The sequence below is a fragment of the Paracidovorax cattleyae genome (assembly GCF_900104515.1).
GTDB lineage: Bacteria > Pseudomonadota > Gammaproteobacteria > Burkholderiales > Burkholderiaceae_C > Paracidovorax > Paracidovorax cattleyae.
Genome location: NZ_FNJL01000006.1, coordinates 143,650 through 165,738 on the forward strand (window position 1 = coordinate 143,650; position 22,089 = coordinate 165,738).

Here is a 22,089-nt window from a genome sequence, read left to right on the forward strand (position 1 = left end):
ACCCCCGGCCTTGCCCACGGGAAGTCCGAGCCCTGCACTACAGTGCGGGCCATGCAAGGCCTGCACCTCACCGCCGATCTCCATGGCTGCCGCTGCGCACGGCGCTGGCTGCTCGATGCCGATGCGCTGGGCGAAGCCTGCCTGCAGGCCGTGCGCGCCGCCGGCCTGCAGGCGGTGGGCCGGCTGTTCCATTCCTTCCCTGCCACCGCGCACGGGCCGGGCGGCGTCACCGCCACCGTGCTGCTGGCCGAGTCGCACCTGTGTATCCACACCTGGCCCGAGCAAGCCGCCGTCACGCTCGACGTGTACGTGTGCAATTTCGGTGCCGACCATTCCGCCCAGGCCCGGACGCTGCTGGACGCGTTGCTCGCCCTGTTCGAGCCCGCCGCGGTGCATCGGCACGCGCTGCACCGCGGAGCGGCCACCGATGATGATGGTGATGGCGCGCGGGCTTCCGCTCCATGATTCCTGCATGATGCCTTTCTCGACCTCCACAGGCTCCTTTGCCTCCACTTCCCATGTGCAGCCCCCGGCCATGCTGCTGGCTGCCGGCCGGGGCGAGCGCATGCGCCCGCTGACCGACGCCACCCCGAAGCCGCTGCTTGCCGTGCGCGGTCGCCCGCTGCTGCAGTGGCACCTGGAGGCCCTGGCTGCGGCCGGCGTGCGCTCGGCCGTGGTCAATACGGCCTGGCTGGGCGAGCAGATCGGCGAGCGGCTTGGAGACCGGTTCACCGCAGGGGCGGGCACGGGGGGCTCCGCGGGCACCGGGGCGGTGGCGATCACCTATTCCCATGAGGGCCGCGACTTCGGCGGCGCGCTCGAGACGGCGGGCGGCATCGCACGGGCCCTGCCGCAGCTCGGTCAGGTCTTCTGGCTGGCGGCGGGCGATGTGTTCGCACCCGATTTCCGGTTCGCGGCAGAGGATGCGGCGGCCTTCACGGCCGGCGACGCGCTGGCCCACCTGTGGCTGGTGCCCAATCCACCGCACCATCCGCGCGGGGATTTCGGCCTTGCGCCCGATGGCCGAGCGCTCGACCTGCCGGCGCACGATCCCGGGCCGCGCTACACCTACAGCACGCTCGCGTTGCTACGGGCGGAACTCTTTGCCGAGCCCTGGTGCGACATCCCCGCTGGCAACCCCGGCGGCGTGGCCGCGCCGCTCGCGCCGCTGCTGCGCCGGGCGATGGCACAGGGGCGCGTCACGGCGTCGCTCTACACCGGGCGGTGGACCGACGTGGGGACGCCGGAGCGGCTCGCGGAACTCAACCGCTGAGCGCCCTTGGCGCGGCGCCGCGGCCGTGTCGGTGGTAGAACCCTGGTCTGTGCGAAGCCATGTGGAACGCTGCCCCGCATCCGCTGGCATTTTCCGATCCGCATCCAGAACCAGGCATACCGACCGATGACCGCCCTTTCCTCCCCCCATGCACGCCGCCGCGCCCACCTCGCCTCCCTGCTGGGTGAGGGCGGCATCGCCATCATCCCCACGGCGCCCGAGCACCTGCGCAACCGCGATACCGATTACCTCTACCGGCACGACAGCTACTTCTACTACCTGACCGGATTCACGGAACCCCAGGCGTGGCTGGTGCTCACCGCGGAAGGGCGCTCCACGCTCTTCTGCCAGCCCAAGGACCTGGAGCGCGAAATCTGGGACGGCTACCGCCTGGGCCCCGACGCGGCCGTGGAGGCTCTGGGCGTGGATGCCGCCCATCCGGCCACGCAGCTGGAGGTGCTGCTGCCGCGGCTGCTGGAGAACCGCGACCGGGTGTGGTTCCCGTTCGCCACGCACGAGGGCCTGGCCGCGCGCGTGGAGGGCTGGCTGCAGAAGGTGCGGGCCCGCGTGCGTTTCGGCGCGCTGTGCCCGGCGCAGCAGGGCGATCTCTGCACGCTGCTCGACGAGATGCGGCTCGTGAAGGATGCGCACGAGCAGGACGTGATGCGCCGGGCCGCCCTCATCAGCGCAGGCGCCCACGTCCGCGCCATGCAGTGCAGCGCACGCATGCTGCGTGCCGGCGAGGACGTGCGCGAGTACCACCTCGACGCCGAGCTGCTGCACGAATTCCGCCGCCACGGTTCGCAGGCGGTGGCGTACAACTCCATCGTCGCGGCCGGCGCCAACGCCTGCGTGCTGCACTACCGTGCCGATGCGGCACCCGTGCGGGCGGGAGAACTGGTGCTGATCGATGCGGGCTGCGAGCTCGACGGCTACGCCAGCGACATCACGCGCACCTTCCCGGCCGATGGCCGCTTCACGGGGCCGCAGCGCGACGTGTACGACCTCGTGCTCGCGAGCCAGCATGCGGCCGTGGCCGCCACCAAGGCGGGCGCGCGCTTCAACGACCCGCACGATGCCACCGTGGCGGTGCTGGCGCAGGGCCTGCTGGACCTGGGGTTGCTCGACAAGGGCAAGTTCGGCTCGGCGCAGGACGTGATCGAGCAGCGCGCGTATTTCCCGTTCTACATGCACCGCACGGGCCACTGGCTGGGCATGGACGTGCACGATTGCGGCAGCTACGTGGAGCCGTCGGAAGTGGGCGACAGCAGCGAGCGCCGCGACCCGCTGTCGGGCGAGACCATCACCAACCGCCCCAGCCGCATCCTGCGCCCGGGCATGGTGCTGACCATCGAGCCAGGGCTCTACATCCGGCCGGCGCCCGGAGTGCCCGAGGCGTTCCACCACATCGGCATACGCATCGAAGACGATGCGATCGTGACCGAGCAAGGCTGCGAGCTGATCACGCGCGATGTGCCGGTGGAGGCGGGCGAGATCGAGGCGTTGATGCGCGGCTGATTGCCATGGATCCGGAAGCGCCCGGACCTGCGCCCGCGCCAGGCGCGGGGGGCCGGGGCGGGCTCATGGCTTCTTCGCGTCGGCTGCGTCCACCACACCGTCGCCGTTGGTATCCGCGTTCTGAAAGGTGCGGTCGGCAATGGCCTGCTCTTCGTCCGCGGTCAGGCGGCCGTCCTTGTTCCTGTCCAGGATGCCGAAGCGCACGTGCGCCTGCCTGATGGCATTCGCGTAGGCGTCGTCAGGCGGGCGCTGCTTGCCGGCGTACTGCTGCTGGAGGCGGCCCTGGAATTCGGCCACGTACTCTGCCTCGCTCAGCCAGCCGTTGCCATTGGTGTCGGCCGCCGTGTAGCGCTGCTTGCGCACCGCGTCGTATTCGGCGCGGGTCACCCTGCCGTCGTTGTCGGCGTCGTACCCGCCGATGAAGGCGGCGTTTCCGTGGCCGCCCGCGGGGCGCGGAGGGGCCATGCGCTCGGGCGCGGAGGGGGCGGCGGCGCAGGCGCAGAGCAGGGCGGCGGCGGCCGCGGCGGCAGCCAGTCGGCCCGGACGGGCAGGCAGGAGGTGGGGGTGCGTCATGGAAGGTGTCCTTGCGGTCGAGGTACGGTGGAGAAAAAGGACCGAAGCGGTGCGGGCCGTCAAAAAGCGATGGACATCGACACCGCCACGGTGCGTCCGGCACTGGTCAGCAACTCGATGTCGCGCCGGTCGCGGACCAGCGCGGGCTGCAGGCTGCGGGCGCTGGCATAGTCCCAGTAGCGCTTGTCGCCCAGGTTGTAGATGCCGGCCTGCAGGCGCACGCCCGGCTGAACCTGCCAGTAGCCGCTCAGGTCGAACGTGGCGTAGCCGGGCACTCGGAAGAGTGAGGTGGTGGCGTCCGCCAGTGTTGCGCCGGGGTTGTTGGTGAAACTGTCGCGGTTGGTGGCCTCGGCCTGCTTGCCGGCGACGAAGGTGCCGGTGAGGTTCATGCCCCAGCGGCGCATGGGTGCGTCGTAGCCCACGCCGATGATGGCCTTGCGCGGCAGCACGGAGTCGAGGCCGACCTTGCGGTCGCCCGCGTAGTTCGACCGGGACGTGCCCCGGCTCAAGCCCAGCGCCCAGGTCGTGTACAGCCCCTGGGCGGAGGGGCTCCACTGGCCGTGCTCCAGCCGTGCGCTGAGCTCGAACCCGTAGATCGTGGCCTCATCGCGGTTCTCGGCCTGGTAGATGGTGCCGATGTGGGCCGGCACGTTGGTGAACAGGCCCGGTGCGCTGGCACGCGTGTAGCGTGTGTAGGCGATGAAGTCGCTGTAGCGGGTGTAGAACAGCGCGCTGTGGAGCGCCACGCCCGGGGCGGGGTGACCGGTCAAGCCGACTTCGAAGGCGTTGCTCGACTCTTCCTTCAGGTCGCGGTTGCCCACGAGGGCGTACTGGTTGCCCGTGGCGTAGTTGCTCGCCATGTTCCAGGAGCCGAAGATCTCGCCGGGCGAGGGGGCCCGTCCGCCGCGCTTGTACTGCGCATAGCTGCGCAGGCGCGGCGTGAGGTCGTAGGTGACGGCCAGGCTCGGGCTGACGATGGTGGTGGCCGGCGGGCTGCCGTAGAGCCGCTGCACGTCCTGCTCGGTGAGCACGCCGCCGACGAAGTTGGACAGGTCGCGCGTCCTGATCTTCACGCGGTCCACGCGCAGGGCGGGGATCACGGCCAGCCGCCTGCCGCCAGCGTCGGCAACGATCTCGTCCTGCACGAAAGCGCCCACGCGGCGGGTGGTGGTGTCGGGTTGGGGCTTCATGTAATCCTGCGGATAGGTGACGCTCCATGGGCGGTCCACGTCCTGCGTGGAGACGTTGGCGCCGAAGCTCAGCTCGTGGCGCCCGATGCGCTTGCCGGCCGTGGTGGACAAACCCCAGGTGCGCGTCTGGTTCTCGGACAGGTTGCTCCCGGTGGCGCCAGTGGCCAGCGTGGTGGTGTCGGTCACATCCCGGGTGGCCGTGTCCTGGTGGAACAGGCGCGTCTCCGCCTGGTCGATCCAGGCGTCTCGCGGTGCCCACTGGTGCGTGAGCTGCAGCGTGTTGCGCTCTGTGTCGCTGGCCTGGCGGGACGCCTCGGAGAGGGCCGTGCCGGCGTTGTTCCAGCCATGGAAGAAGGTGTCGTTCTTGCGGCGGTACAGGTCGGCGGACAGCTCCAGACGGTGGCTGCCGTCCACCCGCAGGCCGCCCTTGAGCAGCATCGCGTCGGAGTGCCAGTCGTTGGGATAGCTGTCCACGATGGGGCTGTGGTTGCGGCTGGCGTGGCCGTCGCGGCGGGAGTAGGCGATGAGCCCGTCGGCATCGCCGCGGCGCAGCGCACCGGTGAAACTCTCGTTCCACGACCGGTCGGCGGAGTCGTAGCCGATCCTGGCGCCCAGGTACGAGGGCTTGTCGTCGCGCAGGTAATCGCTGGCCGCCTTGGTGCGGAAGCTCACCGCACCGCCGATGCCGCCGGCCGTGCGCCGTGCCGGTGTGGTGCCCGACAGGATCTGTGCGGACGAGAACATCTCGGGGTCGATGAAGTCGCGCCCGGCGCCGAAAGTGTTGACACCCGTGCGACTCACATAGGGGCGCGTGGTGGCGTCGGGCAGCTCCACGCCGTCCACGTCCAGACCGACGCGGTTGCCCTCGATGCCGCGGATGTTGTAGCCCGTGGTGCCGGACCGGTCGAAGCTGCTGCGGTTGCGGCTGGTGCCGGCCACCGTGCCGGGCGCGGCGACCAGCGGCTGGTTGCGCACGACATCCTTGATGCCATTCGCCCGCTCCAGCGCATCGCCCTCGACCGTGGTGACGGTGCCGGGCTGGCGCTCGGCCTCTCCCACGACGTCCACCTGCGGCAACTGTGCGACCTGTGCCACCGCAGCTTTTTCGGCGGCGGGTGCCTGGGCCCATGAGGGCGAGCCCAGCACGGCAAGGCAGGCGGCCCACGCAGCGGGCCGCAGGGGCTGTGGACGGGGGAAAGGAGCGGCTGCCGGAAGTGCGGCGGGCAGAGGGTGCAGACGGTGGACCATGGGCGTGTCGAAAGGGTTGTCTGCTGGATACCCCTGCACTGCGACGGCGCGGCGGCCCCGGTCGGCAGCGCCATGCCGGGTTGGTTCTCTGGCTCACCTGCCGATTGTGATGAGAATGAGAACAATTCTCAATAATACCTTTGCAAAAATCCGGGTCATGGTTCAGGCCGGTGGCACCCATGCCCGCCCGCTCCGGTCCCGCCCGGTGGGAGTGGATGGCCTTCAACGCCTGGCCGGTTGCAGCGGACAAGGCCCTGGCACGGGGCCCTCCTCGCGGTAACCGGTTTTCATGCAAAATTGAAACCCGATTACATTCCGTTCGCCCATCCCTATAGGAGACAACCCCCATGCGCATCCGCCGAGCCACCAAGATCGTCGCCACCCTGGGGCCCGCGTCGAGCGATCCGGTCCTGCTGGAGCGCATGATCGCCATGGGCGTGAACGTGGTGCGGCTCAACTTCAGCCACGGCACGGCGCAGGACCACATCGACCGGGCGGAGAAAGTGCGGGCGGCGGCCCAGCGCGCCGGCCGCGAAGTGGCGATCATGGCGGACCTGCAGGGCCCCAAGATCCGCGTGGGCAGGTTCGCCGAGGGCAAGGTGTGGCTGGAGCCCGGCGCGGCCTTCGTGCTCGATGCATCGCGCATCGAGCTGGGCGACGGGGCCGGCGTGGGCCTGGACTACAAGGAGCTGCCCCGCGACGTGAAGCCCGGCGACATCCTGCTGCTCAACGACGGGCTCATCGTGCTCAACGTGAACGCGGTGCGCGGCGAACAGGTCCACACCACCGTGCGCGTGGGCGGAGAGCTGTCGAACAACAAGGGCATCAACAAGCAGGGCGGGGGCCTCACGGCGCCGGCACTCACGGGCAAGGACATGGAGGACATCAAGACCGCCATGAGCTTCCAGGCCGACTACGTGGCCGTCAGCTTCCCCAAGAACGCCACCGACATGGAAATGGCGCGCCAGCTCTGCAACGTGGCCGCTGCCGAATTCCGCCACAAGCCGGGCCTGATCGCGAAGATCGAGCGTGCCGAGGCGGTGCCGCGGCTGGAGGAGATACTGCGCGTGTCCGACGGCATCATGGTCGCGCGCGGCGACCTGGCCGTGGAGGTGGGCAATGCCGCCGTGCCCGCGCTGCAGAAGAAGATGATCCGCATGGCGCGCGACATGGACAAGGTCGTCATCACCGCCACGCAGATGATGGAGAGCATGATCACCAACCCGGTGCCCACGCGTGCCGAAGTGAGCGACGTGGCCAACGCGGTGCTCGATGGCACCGATGCGGTGATGCTCAGCGCCGAGACGGCCGCCGGCCGCTATCCGCTGGAGACGGTGGAAGAGATGGCCAAGATCTGCGCGGCCGCCGAGGCCGCCGAGGACCCCGAGCGCGATTCGGATTTCACGGGCCAGACGCTGGGCCGCATCGACCAGTCCATCGCCATGGGCGCGCTCTTCACCGCCCACCACCTCGGCGCCAAGGCCCTCGTGGCCCTGACGGACAGCGGCTCCACGGCGCTCTGGATGAGCCGCCACCGCATCCACATCCCGATCTACGCACTCACCCCCAAGGTGGCCACCCAGCGCAAGATGGCCATGTACCGCAACGTGCGGCCCCTGCTCATGGATACCAGCGTGGACCGCGACACGGCGCTGGAACAGGCCGAGGGCCACCTCAAGAGCCGCAACATCGTGCAGCAGGGCGACCTTTACGTGATCACCTGCGGAGAGCCGATGGGCGCACCCGGCGGAACCAATATGCTGAAGATCTGCCGCGCCGGCTGACCCAGGTCCGCAGCACCTGGCGGGCCAGCCATGCGCTGGCCAGGCCCACCAGGGCGCCGGCGACCACGTCCGAGGGCATGTGCACGCCCAGGCAGACTCGGCTCCAGGCCACAGCGGCGGCCACGCCGTAGGCGAGCCACCGCCAGGCCGGATGCGTTCCGCGTCCCAGGCCGGCCATCAGCCCGCGCACCAGGGCGAACGCCGCCGCCGCATGCATGCTGGGAAATCCCGCGCGCGCGCCCTGCTCGATCCACTGCGTTCCCAGCCCCAGTTCGGCCGGGCGCGGAATCGGCACCAGGGACCGGAAGCCGCGCACGGTGCACCAGGCGATCAGCATCGAGAGCAACGCCAGGACGACGGCGCGCCGCGTGGAAGGCAGCCCCCGGGCGAGTTCTAGCAGCAGCATCAGGCCGGCGAACACCGGCAGATCCTGCGACAGCCAGCGGGACGTGGCGATGACGGCCTCGGGCGTCGCGGCGTTCGCGTTCAGCGCGAAGAAGAGGGGCACGTCAAAGATGGGCATGGGACGCATTGCTTTCCGTGGGCAGGAGGCTGTCGGGCTGCGGATGGAAGCGGCGCAGCGCCGCCACGGCCAGATCGCAGACCCATCCCGTGGTCCAGCAGAGCCAGCCGGTCCACAGCGTGTGGCTCATGAAATGCGCACCGCGCGCCTGTTGCGCGAAGCCCAGCACGAAGCCCGCGGCGAGCGATGCGGCCAGCCACCACCGCGCGGCGCGCGGCAGGTGGCGGCGCAGCACGAAATAGCCGCCCAGGAAGGCAAAGCCGGCCGCAGCATGGCCCGCGGGAAAGCAGTGGCCGCTGCCGCCGTCGAAGAGTCCGTGCGACCAGTGCGAGACATACCTTGCAACGCCGCCGAAATCGGCCAGGTCCCAGGGGCAGCTGGTGGCGCTCGCCCGCTTGAACACGGCGATCACGGCCAGGGCGAGCAGCGCGCTGACCGCCATCTGCAGCCGGCCGGCGGTGGGCACCCGGCGAAGCCAACCCGCGGGCCACCACACCGTCGCGGCCAGCAGCACCATGATCACCCAGCCTGCGCGCCGCGCGCCCTCATGCATCACCGAGACGAAGACCCAGTCGTCGCGCAGGGGAAATCCTTCGGCATTGCCGAAGACGTGCGCCAGCACCATGTCGAAGGACGTGCTGTCCCATGCGGCCAGCAGGCACAGGCTGGCCAATGTCCAGAAGAAGGGCCTGGCCGCGAACCGGCCCGGGGCGAAGCCGGTCCGCGGGGCCAGGGCCGGCAGGGAATCGGCGGAAGTCGTTGGATGCATGGGCCGCGACGTTAGGGGGCGCCCATTAACGCCGTCTTAATAACCCCGCGCCCCGTTCGGTCGCGGCGTTCCGGTCGCGCCACAATGGCGGCATGAGAATCCTCGTAGTCGAAGACGATGCCGGCATCGCCGCCGGCCTGCGGAACAATCTGCAGCAGCGGGGCTATGCCGTGGACATCTGCGGCAGCGTGGCCGCGGCCTGGAGCGCGCTGCGGTCCGAGCGGTTCGATGCCGTGCTGCTGGATCTGGGCCTGCCCGACGGCGACGGCGGCGAACTGCTCACCCGGCTGCGCGGCGCACCCGAGGCGCCGCCGGGCACCCAGCCGCTGCGGCTGCCGGACCCGGCCACTCCGGTGCTGATCCTCACGGCGCGCGACCAGGTCCACCAGCGCATCGCGGGCCTGGACCAGGGAGCGGACGACTACCTGGCCAAGCCCTTCGACGTGGATGAACTGGAAGCCCGCCTGCGGGCCCTGCTGCGCCGCGCCGCCGGCCGGGCCTCCCCGGTGATCCGCGTGCACGACATCGAGCTGGATCCGGCGGCGCGGACCGTACGTCGGGCCGGCCAGCCCGTGGAGATGTCTCCGCGCGAATTCTCCGTGCTGCTCGTGCTGCTCGACGCCCGCGGGCGGGTGCTGTCGCGCCAGCAGATCGAGGAGCGCCTCTACAACTGGCAGAGCGGCGTGGAAAGCAATGCCATCGAAGTGCATATCCACCACCTGCGCAAGAAGCTGGGCAGCGAGCGCATCCAGACCATGCGCGGCGTCGGCTACTTCGTCCCCTGGGAGTGACGACATCCATGGCTGCCGTGACCCTGGCTTTCGCCCATATCCCGTCCCTCACCCGGCGCCTGCTGCTCTGGACGTTGGGCGTGCTCCTGGTGGTGTGGGCCACCTTCGTCGGCATGGCCTACCTCACGGGCATCGAGGAAGCCGACGAACTGACCGATGGCCACCTGGCCAGCGTGGCCGCCCTGCTGCTCAACCTGCGGCCCGGCGAGACGGTCACCCCCGAGGAGGCCACGCGGCGCGCGCCGACGCCATGGCTGCGGGCGCACGACTATCAGCAATCGCTCAATGTGGTGCAGTGGGACACCTCCGGCCGCCTGCTCTCGCACAGCGGCGATGCCCCGCTGCCGCCTTTCGACGTCCCGGAGGGGTTCGCCACCCTGCATCTGGGCAAGCAGTCCACGCCGTGGCGCAGTTTTTCCCAGTGGGACGGCACGCACTCGCGCAAGGTGGCCGTGCTGCTCGATCTCCAGGAGCGCGACGATCTCGCCGAGGACATCGCCGCGCAGATGGTGCAGCCCGGCCTGTGGCTGCTGCCCGTCGTGATGCTCGTCCTGGGCTTCGCGGTGCGGCGCGGCCTGCGGCCGCTCTATTCCCTCTCGGAGGACGTGGCGGCGCTGGACGTGGCCGGCGCCGGGCGCCTGTCCACCGGCGGGACGCTGCGCGAGTTCGAATCCGTCGTGGCTTCCATCAATACGCTGCTGGACCGGCAGCAGGCCGCGCTCGTGCGGGAGCGTCGCCTTGCCAACGAGGTGGCGCACGAACTGCGCACGCCCCTGTCGTCCATCGTGCTGCAGGCGCGTGCGCTGGACGGCGGCCTGGAAGGCCCGGCCCAGGCCGAAGCGCTGGCCCGCATCGGCCAGGACGCGCTGCGCGCCGGCCATGTGCTCAACCAGCTGCTGGCCCTGGCGCGGGCCAGCCGCACCCGGTTGCATGAGCTGGAAGCCGAGGTCGATCTGGCGGCGCTGGCGCGCAGCGTGGCCGCGGATCATGCCCAGGCGGCGTGGCAGCACGGGTCCGCACTGGGCGTGGCGGTGGAGGGGCCGGTGGCGGTGCGCGGCAATGCCGTGCTGCTGGAGATGGCGCTGCGCAACCTCGTGGAGAACGCGCTGCGCCACACGCCTGCCGGGACGCGGGTGGAAATCCAGGCCGGCCCGGCGGGCGGAGGCGGAGCGTGGCTGCAGGTGTGCGACGACGGCCGCCGCGCACCGTCGGGCGGACCGGAGGCGCCTGCCGGGCGCGCCCCGGTGGACAGCCTGCACCTCGGGCACGAAATCATCGCCCGGGTGGCCGAGGCGCACGGAGGGCGTTTCGCGGAGGAGCCCGCGCCCGCGCCTTTCACCACGTGTTACCGGGTGGAACTGCGGACGGCCCCCGGAGCGGGAGCCCCCGGCTAAAATGTTCCGGTTACGAAGCGGTTACCACCGCTGGGCGCCGCCGACAATGCACCGACCCCGCACGTGCCTGCGCACGGTCCGGGCGCTCCATCCCCACACTTGAATGGAACCACCCCATGCCACTCGTCTCGATGCGCGAAATGCTCGACCATGCCGCCGAAAACCTCTACGGCATCCCCGCCTTCAACGTCAACAACCTGGAGCAGGTGCAGGCGGTGATGTCGGCGGCCGACGAGGTCGGCGCCCCGGTGATCCTCCAGGCCAGCGCCGGCGCCCGCAAGTACGCGGGCGAGCCCTTCATCAAGCACCTGATCCAGGCCGCCGCCGAGATGTACCCCCACATCCCGCTGGTGATGCACCAGGACCACGGCACCAGCCCCGAGGTGTGCCAGGGCGCGCTGGACCTGGGCTTCGGCTCGGTGATGATGGACGGCTCCCTCATGTCCGACGGCAAGACGCCGTCCTCGTTCGACTACAACGTCGATGTCACCCAGAAGGTCGTGGCCATGGCCCACAAGGTCGGCGCGACGGTGGAGGGCGAACTGGGCTGCCTGGGCAACCTGGAAACCGGCGATGCCGGCGAGGAAGACGGCATCGGCGCCGAGGGCAAGCTGGACCACAGCCAGATGCTGACCGACCCCGAAGAGGCCGCGCAGTTCGTCCAGGCCACCCAGCTCGACGCGCTGGCCATTGCCATCGGCACCAGCCATGGCGCCTACAAGTTCAGCCGTCCCCCCACGGGAGACATCCTGGCCATCAGCCGCGTCAAGGAAATCCACGCCCGCATCCCCAACACCCACCTGGTGATGCACGGCTCGTCCTCCGTGCCGCAGGAACTGCTGGCCGTCATCAACCAGTACGGCGGCAAGATGAAGGAAACCTACGGCGTGCCCGTGAAGGAAATCCAGGAAGCCATCAAGTACGGTGTGCGCAAGATCAACATCGACACCGACATCCGCCTGGCGATGACCGGGGCCGTGCGCAAATTCCTGGCCGAGAACCCCGACAAGTTCGATGCCCGCGAGTGGCTCAAGCCCGCCCGCGAAGCCGCCAAGCAGATCTGCAAGCAGCGCTACATCGAGTTCGGCTGCGAAGGCCAGGGCGCGAAGATCAAGGGCCGCACCCTGCAGGAGATGGCCGGCCTGTACGCCTCGGGCGCGCTGGCCCAGGTGGTGAACTGACGCGCCGGGGCGGGCTGGCGGGTTCGGGTTAAGCTCGGACCCCGCCTTCCGGCCCGGCCGCGTCCATCGCCCGCTGCCCGTCCGGATGTCCGCGGGATTCTTCCGCATTCCTTTCGAGGCGCCCAGTTCCGTGAAAAAGCCGCCCCTGTCGTTCCTGCCCGCGCGCGCGGGCCTGTACTTGTCCCTTGCCGGGGCCGTCCTGCTGTCCCTCGCGGCCTGCGCTCCGGTGCAGCCGTCGCTGCCGCACGTCGGCCGGGCCCAGGTCGAGCTGCCCCCGGGCGACTGGGAGGTGCTGCAGCGCGGCAAGCAGACGGTCGTGGACGTGCTGCCCGACGACACGGCCGACGACCTGCCGATGGAGACCACCGTCATGGGCCTGCGCGGCCCGGGCAAGGACCGTCCGCTCCTGGCCCTGGTCTTCGTCCAGACCAACGCCACCAACTATCCGCGCGACACCACGCTGTGGACGCTGCCCTGCCCGCAGCAGGACGGCGTGTTCGTGGAGGACCGCACCCGCGGCAGCCCGGCACGCGCCGACTGCCTGCGCTATCGTCGCCGCGCCGATACGGGCAACTACCTCGCGCTCAGCCGTCCCGGGGTGTCCCGGTGGATGGCGGAACAGCGCCTGGCGCCCGGCGTGCCCTACTCGCACGTGATGTACCGCTACGCGAACAATGGCGGCGGCTTCATCTCGGTGGACGTGGTCGCGGCCCAGAGCCTGCTGCGGCCCGTCACCCACACCAACGACGAATTCCTCGTGGCGGGGCGGCCCGCCTTCCGCTGGAGCGAGAAGCTCGCCGACGCGGCGCGCCTGAGCGTCTCGATGATGGACGGGCGGATGGTCTTCCCGCCGTTCCCCATCCCGCCCGCGATTTCCCCCGCAGTTCCCCCCGCAATTGCCCCCGCGCAGTGACGGCCCGGCGGTTCCGGGCTTTCGTTCCTGCGGGGCGGGCGCTAGGGTAAGCCCAGACACGCACCCGGGGCCGGTACCGCGAGAATGCGGATTTCTTTGTAACAGCAGGTTCTGGAGACATACAGCATGAACGACCGTCCGTGGCTTGCCGCGTACCCCGAAGGGGTGCCGGCCGACATCGATCCGGCGCAGTATCCGTCGCTCGTCGCCCTGATGGAGGAGGCCTTCCAGAAGCATGCGGACCGCACGGCCTACAGTTTCATGGGCAAGGACATCAGCTTCGCCGACACCGAAGTGCAGAGCCGCCACCTGGCGGCGTACCTGCAGGGCCTGGGCCTCGTCCGTGGCGACCGCGTGGCGGTCATGATGCCCAACGTGCCGCAGTACCCGGTCGCCATCGCGGCCATCCTGCGTGCGGGCTTCGTGGCCGTGAACGTGAATCCGCTCTACACGCCGCGCGAACTCGAGCACCAGCTCAAGGACTCGGGTGCGAAGGCGATCATCATCGTCGAGAACTTCGCCGCCACGCTGCAGGCCTGCATCGGCGCGACGCAGGTGCAGCACGTGGTGCTCTGCGCCATGGGCGACCAGCTGGGCCTGCTCAAGGGCCTGGTCGTGAACTACGTGGTACGCAAGGTCAAGAAGCTGGTGCCGGCCTTCTCGCTGCCGGGCGCCGTGCGCTTCAACGACGCGGTCGCGAAGGGCGCGCGGGCCACCCTGCAGAAGCCCGACCTGCGGCCCGACGACGTCGCGCTGCTGCAATACACGGGCGGCACCACCGGGGTATCGAAGGGCGCCGTGCTGCTGCACCGCAACCTGATCGCCAACGTGCTGCAGTCGGAGGCCTGGAACGAGCCGGCGATGCGCAAGATCCCGGCCGGCGTGCAGCCCGCGAGCGTCTGCGCGCTGCCGCTCTACCATATCTTCGCGTTCACCGCGAACATGATGCTGGCCATGCGCACCGGCGCCAAGACCATCCTGATCCCCAACCCGCGCGACCTCGCCGCGGTGCTGAAGGAGCTCTCCAAGCACACCTTCCACAGCTTCCCGGCCGTGAACACGCTCTTCAACGGCCTGGCCAACCACCCGGACTTCAACACGGTGGACTGGAAGAACCTCAAGGTGTCCGTCGGCGGCGGCATGGCCGTGCAGAGCGCGGTGGCGCGCCTGTGGCTCGAAAGGACCGGCTGCCCCATCTGCGAGGGCTACGGCCTGTCGGAGACCAGTCCCTCGGCGAGCTGCAATCCCGTCACCACGAAGGAATACACAGGCACCATCGGCGTCCCCCTGCCCAGCACGCGCATGAAGCTCATCGACGACGAAGGCCGCGCGGTGACCGAACCCGGCCGCGCCGGCGAGATCGTCATCCACGGCCCGCAGGTCATGGCCGGCTACTGGCAGCGCCCGGACGAGACGGCCAAGGTCATGACCGAGGACGGCTACTTCAAGACCGGCGACATCGGCACCATGGACGAGCGCGGCTTCTTCAAGATCGTGGACCGCAAGAAGGACATGGTGCTGGTCAGCGGCTTCAACGTCTACCCGAACGAAGTGGAAGACGTGGTGGCCGCGCTGCCGGGCGTGATGGAGTGCGCCGTGGTGGGCGTGCCCGACGAGAAGACCGGCGAGGCCGTGAAGCTCGTCATCGTCCGGAAGGACCCGGAGCTGACCGAAGCCCACGTGCGTGAGTTCTGCAAGTCCAACCTCACCGGCTACAAGCAGCCGCGCGTGATCGAGTTCCGCGAGTCGCTGCCCAAGACGCCCGTGGGCAAGATCCTGCGCCGCGAACTGCGCGACAGCAAGAAGGCCTGAGCGGCCGTTCGCCCGGCGGCTCGGTGCCGCCGGCTTTCCCCAGCCCCATGCTCCGAACCGCCATCCTCAGTGCCCTGCCCGAAGAGCAGGCTGGCCTGTCCTCCGCGCTCCAGGGGGGCGAACGCATCGTGCACGCCGGCAGGGCCTTCTTCTGCGGCACGCTGGAGGGGCAGGACGTGGTGCTGGCGCTGTCCGGCATCGGCAAGGTGGCGGCGGCCACCACCGCCGCGGCACTCGTCGAGCGCTTCGGCGCCGCGCGCATCGTGTTCACGGGCGTGGCGGGCGGCCTGGGTGACGGCGTGCAGGTGGGCGACGTGGTGGTCGCGCACGACTACCTGCAGCACGACATGGACGCCTCGCCCCTGTTCCCGCGTTGGGAGCTGCCCGGCTACGGGCGCGCCCGGCTGGCGTGCGATCCGCACCTGACGAGCCTGCTTTCGGCGGCGGTGGACAGTTGTCTTCAGGAGTTGGACCTGGACACGGGCCTGGGAACGCCGGCCGGCAGTACGGAGAGTGCGGCGCGTGCGCCCCGGCGCCGCACCGGCCTCGTCGCCAGCGGCGACCTGTTCGTTTCCACCGCCACGGGCGCCCAGGCCCTGTGCGATGCGCTGCGCGCGGCGAGCCACGATGTGCTGGCCATCGAGATGGAAGGCGCCGCGGTCGCCCAGGTCTGCGCGGACTATCGGCTTGCCTTCGCCGCCGTGCGCACCATCTCCGACCGCGCCGACGACACCGCCCATGTGGACTTCGCCCGCTTCGTGGAGACCGTGGCCGCACGCTACGCGGACCGCATCATCCGCCGCTTCCTGCGGATGCTGTGAGGAGGGGGGGTTACTTCAGCCAGCCGCGCTTGCGGAAGTACCACATGGGCCCCACGGCGCTCGCCACCATCAGCGCGATGCCGTAGGCGTAGCCGTAGCTCCACTGCAGCTCCGGCATGAACTGGAAGTTCATCCCGTACACGCTCGCGATGAGCGTCGGAGGCAGCAACGCCACGCTCGCCACCGAGAAGATCTTGATGATCTTGTTCTGGTTGATGTTGATGAAGCCGACCGTGGCGTCCATCAGGAAGTTGATCTTGTCGAACAGGAACGCCGTGTGATTGTCCAGCGACTCGATGTCGCGCAGGATCTGCCGCGCGTCCTCGAACTGCTCGGCGTTCAGCATCTTGCTGCGCATCATGAAGCTCACGGCGCGGCGCGTATCCATCACGTTGCGGCGGATGCGGCCGTTCAGGTCCTCCTGGCGCGCGATGGCGGCCAGCACCTCGCCGGCGCGCGCGTCGGTCACGTCGCCCGAGAGCACCTGGGTGCTGACTTCCTTGAGCGAGTCGTAGATGCCTTCGAGTGTGTCGGCGGAGTATTCCGCGTCCAGGTCGAAGAGCTTGAGCAGCACTTCCTTGGCATCCTCGATGAGGCCCGGCGCCCGGCGCGCACGCATGCGCAGCAGCCGGAAGACGGGCAGGTCCTCATCGTGGATGGAAAACAGCACGCCCTTGCTCTTGAGCGTGTCGTTGACCAGATTGAGGATGAAGGCCACGCGCACCGAGCGGGGGTTGTCCTCGTCGTCGATCAGGAAGTCGCTGCGGATGTGCAGTTCGCCGTTGTCTTCCTCGTAGAAGCGGGCCGACTCCTCGATGTCCTCGTCCATCGCGTCCGCGGGGATCTGCAGCCCGTAATGCTGCTTGATCCAGCGCTTCTCTTCGAGCGTGGGCGATTCCAGGTCCACCCAGATCGGCTGGAAGCGTGCGAGTTCTTCCAGGGATTCGATCTCTTCCTGGACGAGGCGGCCGTTGGCGAGCGTGAAGATGTTGAGCATGGGCTCGTTCCCGGTGGTTGGCGCTGCGGCGCCGTTGGCGAAGGGGTGCAGGGGGAGGTGCTTTCAATCCCCCGAAGGCCCTGGGCATGCCGGGAGTTGAAAGCTACCGACTGGGGTAGGTTTCCACGGAGCTTTCTCCAAAAAAGCAAGCTGCGAATTATCGCATTGCGCAAGAGTGGCCGTATGACGGCCGCGTGTCAGGCAGGGCGGCCTGGATGGGCGCTGCGCGGGACTCAGTGCCCGGCGGCCGGGGACGCCGGTGCCGCCGCCCGCACGTGCGCGAGCGCCCGGCACAGGTCGGCCCAGGCGGCGGCCTTGGCTTCGGGCGCGCGCAGAAGATAGGCCGGGTCGTAGGTGACGACGGCAGGCGTGCCGTCCGGCAACTGGTGCGCGGTGGCGCGCAGCCTGCCGAGCGGTTCGCGGCTGCCCAGCACGGCGCGGGCGGCTGGCAGGCCCAGCACCAGCACCATCGCCGGGCGCAGCGTGGCGATGGCGGCCTGCAGCGCCGCCGCGGCATCTTCCGGACCGTCCACCGCCCCGGGGGCGGCCCGCTCCACGGCGGAGAAATGCGCGCGCGGATGGCGGTGCAGGCGCATCGCGCGCAGCATGTTGTCCAGCAGCTTGCCCGTGTCTCCTGACAGCGGGCCTTCCGGTGATGGACTTTCGCCGATCACGAGCCAGCCACTTCCGAGCTCGGCGGGCGTGGCGGCCGGGTCGGCCTGCGGATAGAGGGGCTGCGGTGCATGGAGCCGCAGTACCGGCCCGGTGGCCTCCGGCATGCGCGCCCCGCCTGCGGGGGCTGCCGCGGTGGGCTGCACGGGGGCGGCGGGTCGTGGCGCGGCCGGCGCGGTCGTCTGCGGTACGCCTGCGGCTCCGGGCGGCGGCGGAGCGTGGACGGCGGCGGCGCGGACGGGTGCGGCCGGCTGCGCCGCCGGTGCCGGGGCTGCCTGCACTGCGGCCGGGGCCACGGGGGCGGGCGCCCATACGGTGATGCCCATTTCGGTCAGCATGGCACGCTGGCGGGCGTCGAGGTCGAGGCTCATAGGGGTCGGCTCATCACGATGGCGTCTTCGCGGCCCCCGTCCGCCGCGGGGTAATAGCGCTTGCGTTCCCCCACGGTGCGGAAGCCGTGGGCCAGGTAGATGTCGCGGGCGCGCTGGTTGCTCACGCGCACCTCCAGCCAGAGCCACTGGGCCCGCTGGCCGCGGGCCCAGAGCACGAGCGCATCGAGCAGCACGCGTGCCCAGCCCTGGCGCTGGTGCACGGGCGCGACGGTGAGGTTGAGCAGGTGGACTTCGTCCACGCCGCGCATCGCCACGAAATAGCCGATCAGTTCCCCGTTGCCGGCCACCAGCAGCGGCGCCTCGTAGCCCGCTGCCAGTGCGTCCGTGAAATTGCCGCGCGTCCAGGGATGGGAATAGGCCTGCCGCTCGATCTCCAGCAATGCGTCCATGCGTCCGGGCGTGAGCGGCTCGAAGCGGACTTCGTCCGGATCGGGGAGGTGGGCGCTCATGGCCGAGGGGATGCGCCAGCAGCGCGCGTGGCGTTGGATGGGGTGCCGGCGGCGGATGCCGCCTCGCGGGCTGCGGCCCGCTCGGCCGTGGTCTGCGCCACCTTGTCGCGGACATAGCGCGGCAGCGCGCCCGAAGCCGGCACCGCCTGGCCGGCGGACAGCAGCGCGGGCGCGAGGCGCAGCAGGGCTGCCGCCGTGGGCAGTGCGGCCACGTGCGCCGTGGGGGGGGCTGCGGGCGCGAGGCGCTCCCCATAGGCGGCACGGGCATTGCCGGCCACGGCATGGCCTTCCGGCACCTGGACGGCTTCCGGAGCGCAGAGGCCGAAGGCGTCGCCGTCCGCTCCCTGCCATCCTCCCTCCGCATGCCATGCGTAGCGGGCCGCATAGACCTCGTCCATCCGCGCGTCGAGCACTGCCACCACCTGCGTGCAGCCGTGGACGGCTCGGGCCTCTTCGGCGACCGCGAGCAGGGTGTCCACCGGCAGCACGGGCACACCCGTGCCGCCGCGGGCGCCGAACGCCAGGCCCTGGGCCACGGCGCAGGCCGTCCGCAACCCGGTGAAGGAGCCGGGCCCGCGGCCGAAGACGATGGCGTCCAGCGTATCGAACGACAGTCCGGCCTCCGACAGCAGTTCCCGGATCGCCGGCAGCAGCCCTGCCGACGCATGGGCTCCGCCCGGGGCGCTGCGCTGCCAGAGGCGCACCGGCCCGCCACCGGCCACCGGCCGCTGGACGGCGATGGACAGGGTGTCGGTGCTGGTGTCGAAGGCGAGCAGGTGCATGGTGCGATGGGGCGGCGGACCCGCGGCCGCGGTGTGCCGGACGGGTGGGGCGTGCAAGAGGGTGGATTATCCGCGCTGCGTCCCGGGCTGGGCGCTCCAGGGGCATCGCTAGACTCCCGGGCCATGCCCGCAAAAACCCATTCTCCGACCCGCCGCCCCTCCGCAGCCCTGCGTCGCCTGCTGGTCCTGGCGGCCTGCATGGCCTGCGGGGTACTTTCTCCGCCCCTGGCGCTCGCCCAGCCGCAGAAAGCCGTTCCGGCCGCCGCCGGGCGTCCCGCGGCGACCACCCTGCCGGCCGCGGTGGAGGCCGCCCTGCAGCGCGCCAGGGTGCCCTCCGATGCCGTCGCCTTCGTGGTGGCCGATGCCGACGGCCGCCAGGCACCGCGCCTGTCCTGGCGCGCGCAGGAGCCCATGAACCCGGCATCGGTGATGAAGCTCGTCACCACCTACGCCGCGCTGGAACTGCTGGGGCCGGCCTACACCTGGGACACCCCGGTCTATCTGGACGCCATGCCGCAGGGCGGCAGCCTGCGCGGCAATGTGTACATCAAGGGCGTGGGCGACCCGCAACTGGTGATGGAGCGGCTCTGGCTGATGCTGCGGCGCCTGCAGGCACAGGGCGTGCAGGTCATCGTCGGGGACATCGTGCTCGACCGTTCCGCCTTCGATCTGCCCTCCCATGACGCCGGGCTGTTCGACGGTGAGCCGCTGCGCCCCTACAACGCCGCACCGGATGCGCTGCTGGTCAATTTCAAATCCGTCACGCTGACCTTCGTGCCCGACGTGGCGGCCGGCCTGGCGCGCGTGGCGGCCGAGCCGCCGATGGCCGGGGCGCCCTGGCCCGCCACGGTGCCGCTCGCGGCCCCGGGCACGGAGTGCGGTGACTGGCGCGCTGCGCTGCGGCCCGAGACGGCGGCAGGCGATGCCGCGGGCAGCGTCTCTTTCCAGGGCGTGTTCTCCGCAGCCTGCGGCGAGCGCGTCTGGTTCGTGGCGCCGCCCGATCCGCAGGGGTTCGCGGCCCGCGCGGTGGAAGGCATGTGGCGCGAACTGGGCGGCAAGCTCACCGGCAGCGTGCGGGAAGGAAAGGTGCCCGCGGGGCTCGCGCCATCGTTCACCGTATCGTCCCCGCCCCTGGCCGACGCGGTGCGCGCCATCAACAAATACAGCAACAACGTGATGACGCAGCAGGTCTTCCTGACCATCGCGCTTCAGAAGAATGGCACGGCCACTTTCGACGGCGCGCGCAACGCGGTGGCCCAGTGGTGGCGCCAGCGCGTGCCGGGGGCGGAGCCGCCCGTGCTGGACAACGGCGCGGGCCTGAGCCGCGAGGCGCGCGTGAGCGCGGCGTCGCTCGCGCGCATGCTGCAGGCGGCATGGGCCTCGCCGGTCATGCCGGAGCTGTTGTCCTCCCTGCCCATCGCCGGAACGGATGGCACCCTGCGCCGCTCCGCGATGGGCCGAGCTGTCCGTGCCGCGCACCTCAAGACCGGTACGCTGCGCGACGTGTCCGCGCTCGCCGGCATCGTGCACGCTGCGGGAGGGCGCCGCTACGTGGTCGTGGCGCTGGCCAACCACCCCAACGCCGCCGCGGCCCGCCCGGCCATGGAGGCGCTGGTGGACTGGGCCGCGTCGGAGCGCTGAGGCCGGGGCGCAACACGCAGGACGACCAGGCGGGGTAGCATCCCAATGGTTGAGTGGGGCGCACGACTTATCTTGCAGACCCGGCGGGGAGGGTATCGGTGATTCCCCTGCCCTGCGTGGAATGTCTGCGGGATTACGATGGGTTCCGGTAAAGCGCACGATCGTGCTTTTTTCATTCCATACGGAGCAAACGTGATCTCTAAAACCATCTACAACAGAGCGTCCTGGTCCGTGGTGGCCGCCGCCTGCATGCTCGCGGCCTGCGGCGGAGGCGGTTCCGACACCACGCCGGCAGCGCGGGTGACGTCCGTGAAGGTCATGGGCGACAGCCTGGCCGACAGCGGCACCTTCGGCTTCAAGTTCACCGTGCAGGGCACGGCAGCCACCGGCGCGGGCTCCACGCAGATCTGGCCCGAACGCGTCGCGGCCAACTACGGCCAGACGCTGTGCGCGCACTACCTCTCCAATGGCAGTGGCACCGCCTTCAACACCAGCTCCAGCTGCACCAACTATGCGGTGGCTGGCAGCCGCATCAACAACCCCACGGCGCCGAATGCGCCCGCCTCGATTCTCCAGCAGATCAGGGACGCCGGCGCGGCCGGATTCTCCGACGGCGATCTCGTCCTGATCGATGGCGGCGGCAATGACGCCGCGGACATCATCGGCGCCTACCTGCGCGTATCCCGCGACGGCGGCGCCACCTACCGCGCGCTGCTGCTCACGCAGCTCGACGCAGCCACCGTTTCCAGCGCCTTCGCGGGTGGTGCCGCCGGGCTTGCCCAGGCGGGCGGCCTGTACATGCAGGCGGTGGCCACGCAGTTCGCAGCCACCATCCGCGCCAACGTCCTGGACAAGGGCGCCAAGCGGGTCGCCGTGCTCAACGCGCCGGGCGTGACGCTCACGCCGCGCTTCCGCTTCGTGCTGGCCGGCATCGCCGCGGCCAATGGCTCCGCCGCGGCCACCCAGGCCGCCACGGTGTTCGATGGCTGGGTGCAGGCCTTCAACGCCAAGCTCGGCGCCTCGCTGAGCGGCGACAGCCGCGTGACGGTGGTGGACTTCTACAGCAATTTCAAAGACCAGGCCGTCAATCCCGCCCAGTACCAGCTGACCAACGTCACCACCCCGGCCTGCCCCGTCGCGGGCACGGACAGCGATGGCCTGCCCACCTACAACTTCCCCACCTGCACCGCGGCCGCCCTCTCGGCCTCCACTCCGCCTGCGGGTGCCACCGGCGGCGCCGACTGGTGGAAGAGCTACGGCTTTGCCGACAGCTTCCATCCCACCCCCTATGGACATCAGCTGATCGGCCAGCTGGTGGCTCGTTCGCTCGCCCAGGCCGGCTGGCTCTGATGCGGACAGGAGTATT

The 22,089-nt window shown here is 70.3% G+C and carries 20 protein-coding genes; 12 read left to right on the forward strand and 8 right to left on the reverse strand.

The features are described 5' to 3' along the window. Positions 1-51 precede the first annotated feature (51 nt). From speD to BLR05_RS06805, 3 genes are all read left to right on the forward strand, one after another. Positions 52-465, forward strand: a complete 414-nt coding sequence (gene speD / locus BLR05_RS06795; RefSeq protein WP_092833044.1) for an adenosylmethionine decarboxylase — start codon at positions 52-54, stop codon at positions 463-465. Positions 466-472: 7 nt separating this feature from the next. Further along, positions 473-1,273, forward strand: coding sequence for a nucleotidyltransferase family protein (locus BLR05_RS06800; RefSeq protein ID WP_092833162.1), 801 nt, complete (start codon positions 473-475; stop codon positions 1,271-1,273). A 126-nt stretch (positions 1,274-1,399) separates the two neighbouring features. Next, a complete protein-coding gene (locus BLR05_RS06805) occupies positions 1,400-2,791 on the forward strand; it encodes an aminopeptidase P N-terminal domain-containing protein (RefSeq protein ID WP_092833045.1) in 1,392 nt (463 codons plus the stop codon). A 63-nt stretch (positions 2,792-2,854) separates the two neighbouring features. Here BLR05_RS06805 and BLR05_RS06810 read toward each other — a convergent pair whose 3' ends face one another. Further along, complete coding sequence (locus BLR05_RS06810; protein ID WP_092833046.1) at positions 2,855-3,364, reverse strand: EF-hand domain-containing protein; 510 nt, start codon at positions 3,362-3,364, stop codon at positions 2,855-2,857. A 59-nt stretch (positions 3,365-3,423) separates the two neighbouring features. After that, on the reverse strand, positions 3,424-5,649 hold the full coding sequence (locus BLR05_RS06815) for a TonB-dependent hemoglobin/transferrin/lactoferrin family receptor (protein WP_225979017.1): 2,226 nt from the start codon (positions 5,647-5,649) through the stop codon (positions 3,424-3,426). A 500-nt stretch (positions 5,650-6,149) separates the two neighbouring features. On the opposite strand from BLR05_RS06815, the gene pyk reads away from it, so the two are divergent. Next, positions 6,150-7,586, forward strand: coding sequence for a pyruvate kinase (gene pyk, locus BLR05_RS06820; RefSeq protein WP_092833048.1), 1,437 nt, complete (start codon positions 6,150-6,152; stop codon positions 7,584-7,586). Here pyk and BLR05_RS06825 read toward each other — a convergent pair. Beyond that, positions 7,519-8,109: a phosphatase PAP2 family protein gene (locus BLR05_RS06825; protein ID WP_092833164.1), complete on the reverse strand. Its 591-nt coding sequence runs from the start codon at positions 8,107-8,109 to the stop codon at positions 7,519-7,521. The genes pyk and BLR05_RS06825 overlap by 68 nt on opposite strands. Then, positions 8,096-8,878 (reverse strand): phosphatase PAP2 family protein, encoded by a 783-nt coding sequence (locus BLR05_RS06830; protein ID WP_092833049.1) that lies wholly within the window; start codon positions 8,876-8,878, stop codon positions 8,096-8,098. Before BLR05_RS06830 ends, BLR05_RS06825 begins: the two co-directional genes overlap by 14 nt. A gap of 92 nt (positions 8,879-8,970) precedes the next feature. Here BLR05_RS06830 and BLR05_RS06835 point away from each other — a divergent pair, with 92 nt between their 5' ends. The 6 genes from BLR05_RS06835 (at position 8,971) to BLR05_RS06860 (ending at position 15,790) form a co-directional block, all read left to right on the forward strand. After that, the gene (locus BLR05_RS06835) at positions 8,971-9,669 is read left to right on the forward strand and encodes a response regulator (protein WP_092833050.1); all 699 of its coding nucleotides are present in this window, start codon (positions 8,971-8,973) and stop codon (positions 9,667-9,669) included. Between the two features lie 8 nt (positions 9,670-9,677). Continuing rightward, the gene (locus tag BLR05_RS06840) at positions 9,678-11,063 is read left to right on the forward strand and encodes a histidine kinase dimerization/phospho-acceptor domain-containing protein (protein WP_092833051.1); all 1,386 of its coding nucleotides are present in this window, start codon (positions 9,678-9,680) and stop codon (positions 11,061-11,063) included. Positions 11,064-11,179: 116 nt separating this feature from the next. After that, positions 11,180-12,244, forward strand: coding sequence for a class II fructose-bisphosphate aldolase (gene fba, locus BLR05_RS06845; RefSeq protein ID WP_092833052.1), 1,065 nt, complete (start codon positions 11,180-11,182; stop codon positions 12,242-12,244). Between the two features lie 130 nt (positions 12,245-12,374). Next, positions 12,375-13,157: a hypothetical protein gene (locus tag BLR05_RS06850; RefSeq protein ID WP_225979016.1), complete on the forward strand. Its 783-nt coding sequence runs from the start codon at positions 12,375-12,377 to the stop codon at positions 13,155-13,157. A 126-nt stretch (positions 13,158-13,283) separates the two neighbouring features. After that, positions 13,284-14,969 carry a long-chain-fatty-acid--CoA ligase gene (locus tag BLR05_RS06855; protein ID WP_092833054.1) on the forward strand — a complete coding sequence of 562 codons (1,686 nt, stop codon included), beginning with the start codon at positions 13,284-13,286 and terminating at the stop codon, positions 14,967-14,969. A gap of 47 nt (positions 14,970-15,016) precedes the next feature. Continuing rightward, positions 15,017-15,790: a 5'-methylthioadenosine/adenosylhomocysteine nucleosidase gene (locus tag BLR05_RS06860; protein ID WP_092833055.1), complete on the forward strand. Its 774-nt coding sequence runs from the start codon at positions 15,017-15,019 to the stop codon at positions 15,788-15,790. Between the two features lie 10 nt (positions 15,791-15,800). Here the strand turns inward: BLR05_RS06860 and corA are convergent, their stop codons facing one another. The 4 genes from corA to tsaB all read right to left on the reverse strand — a co-directional run bounded on the left by corA (position 15,801) and on the right by tsaB (position 19,082). After that, positions 15,801-16,787, reverse strand: a complete 987-nt coding sequence (corA, locus tag BLR05_RS06865; protein ID WP_092833056.1) for a magnesium/cobalt transporter CorA — start codon at positions 16,785-16,787, stop codon at positions 15,801-15,803. Between the two features lie 233 nt (positions 16,788-17,020). Then, entirely contained in the window at positions 17,021-17,830 is an 810-nt protein-coding gene (locus BLR05_RS06870; RefSeq protein WP_092833057.1) for a uracil-DNA glycosylase family protein, read from the reverse strand. After that, positions 17,827-18,300 carry a ribosomal protein S18-alanine N-acetyltransferase gene (rimI, locus tag BLR05_RS06875; protein WP_092833058.1) on the reverse strand — a complete coding sequence of 158 codons (474 nt, stop codon included), beginning with the start codon at positions 18,298-18,300 and terminating at the stop codon, positions 17,827-17,829. The genes BLR05_RS06870 and rimI overlap by 4 nt, the downstream gene beginning before the upstream one ends. Next, the gene (gene tsaB / locus BLR05_RS06880; protein ID WP_092833059.1) at positions 18,297-19,082 is read right to left on the reverse strand and encodes a tRNA (adenosine(37)-N6)-threonylcarbamoyltransferase complex dimerization subunit type 1 TsaB; all 786 of its coding nucleotides are present in this window, start codon (positions 19,080-19,082) and stop codon (positions 18,297-18,299) included. Before tsaB ends, rimI begins: the two co-directional genes overlap by 4 nt. A 198-nt stretch (positions 19,083-19,280) precedes the next feature. Between tsaB and dacB the strand changes: the two genes are divergently transcribed. Beyond that, positions 19,281-20,723 carry a D-alanyl-D-alanine carboxypeptidase/D-alanyl-D-alanine endopeptidase gene (gene dacB / locus BLR05_RS06885; protein ID WP_092833060.1) on the forward strand — a complete coding sequence of 481 codons (1,443 nt, stop codon included), beginning with the start codon at positions 19,281-19,283 and terminating at the stop codon, positions 20,721-20,723. A gap of 249 nt (positions 20,724-20,972) precedes the next feature. Then, positions 20,973-22,073, forward strand: a complete 1,101-nt coding sequence (locus BLR05_RS06890) for an SGNH/GDSL hydrolase family protein (protein ID WP_192883955.1) — start codon at positions 20,973-20,975, stop codon at positions 22,071-22,073. The last annotated feature ends 16 nt before the right edge of the window (positions 22,074-22,089 follow it).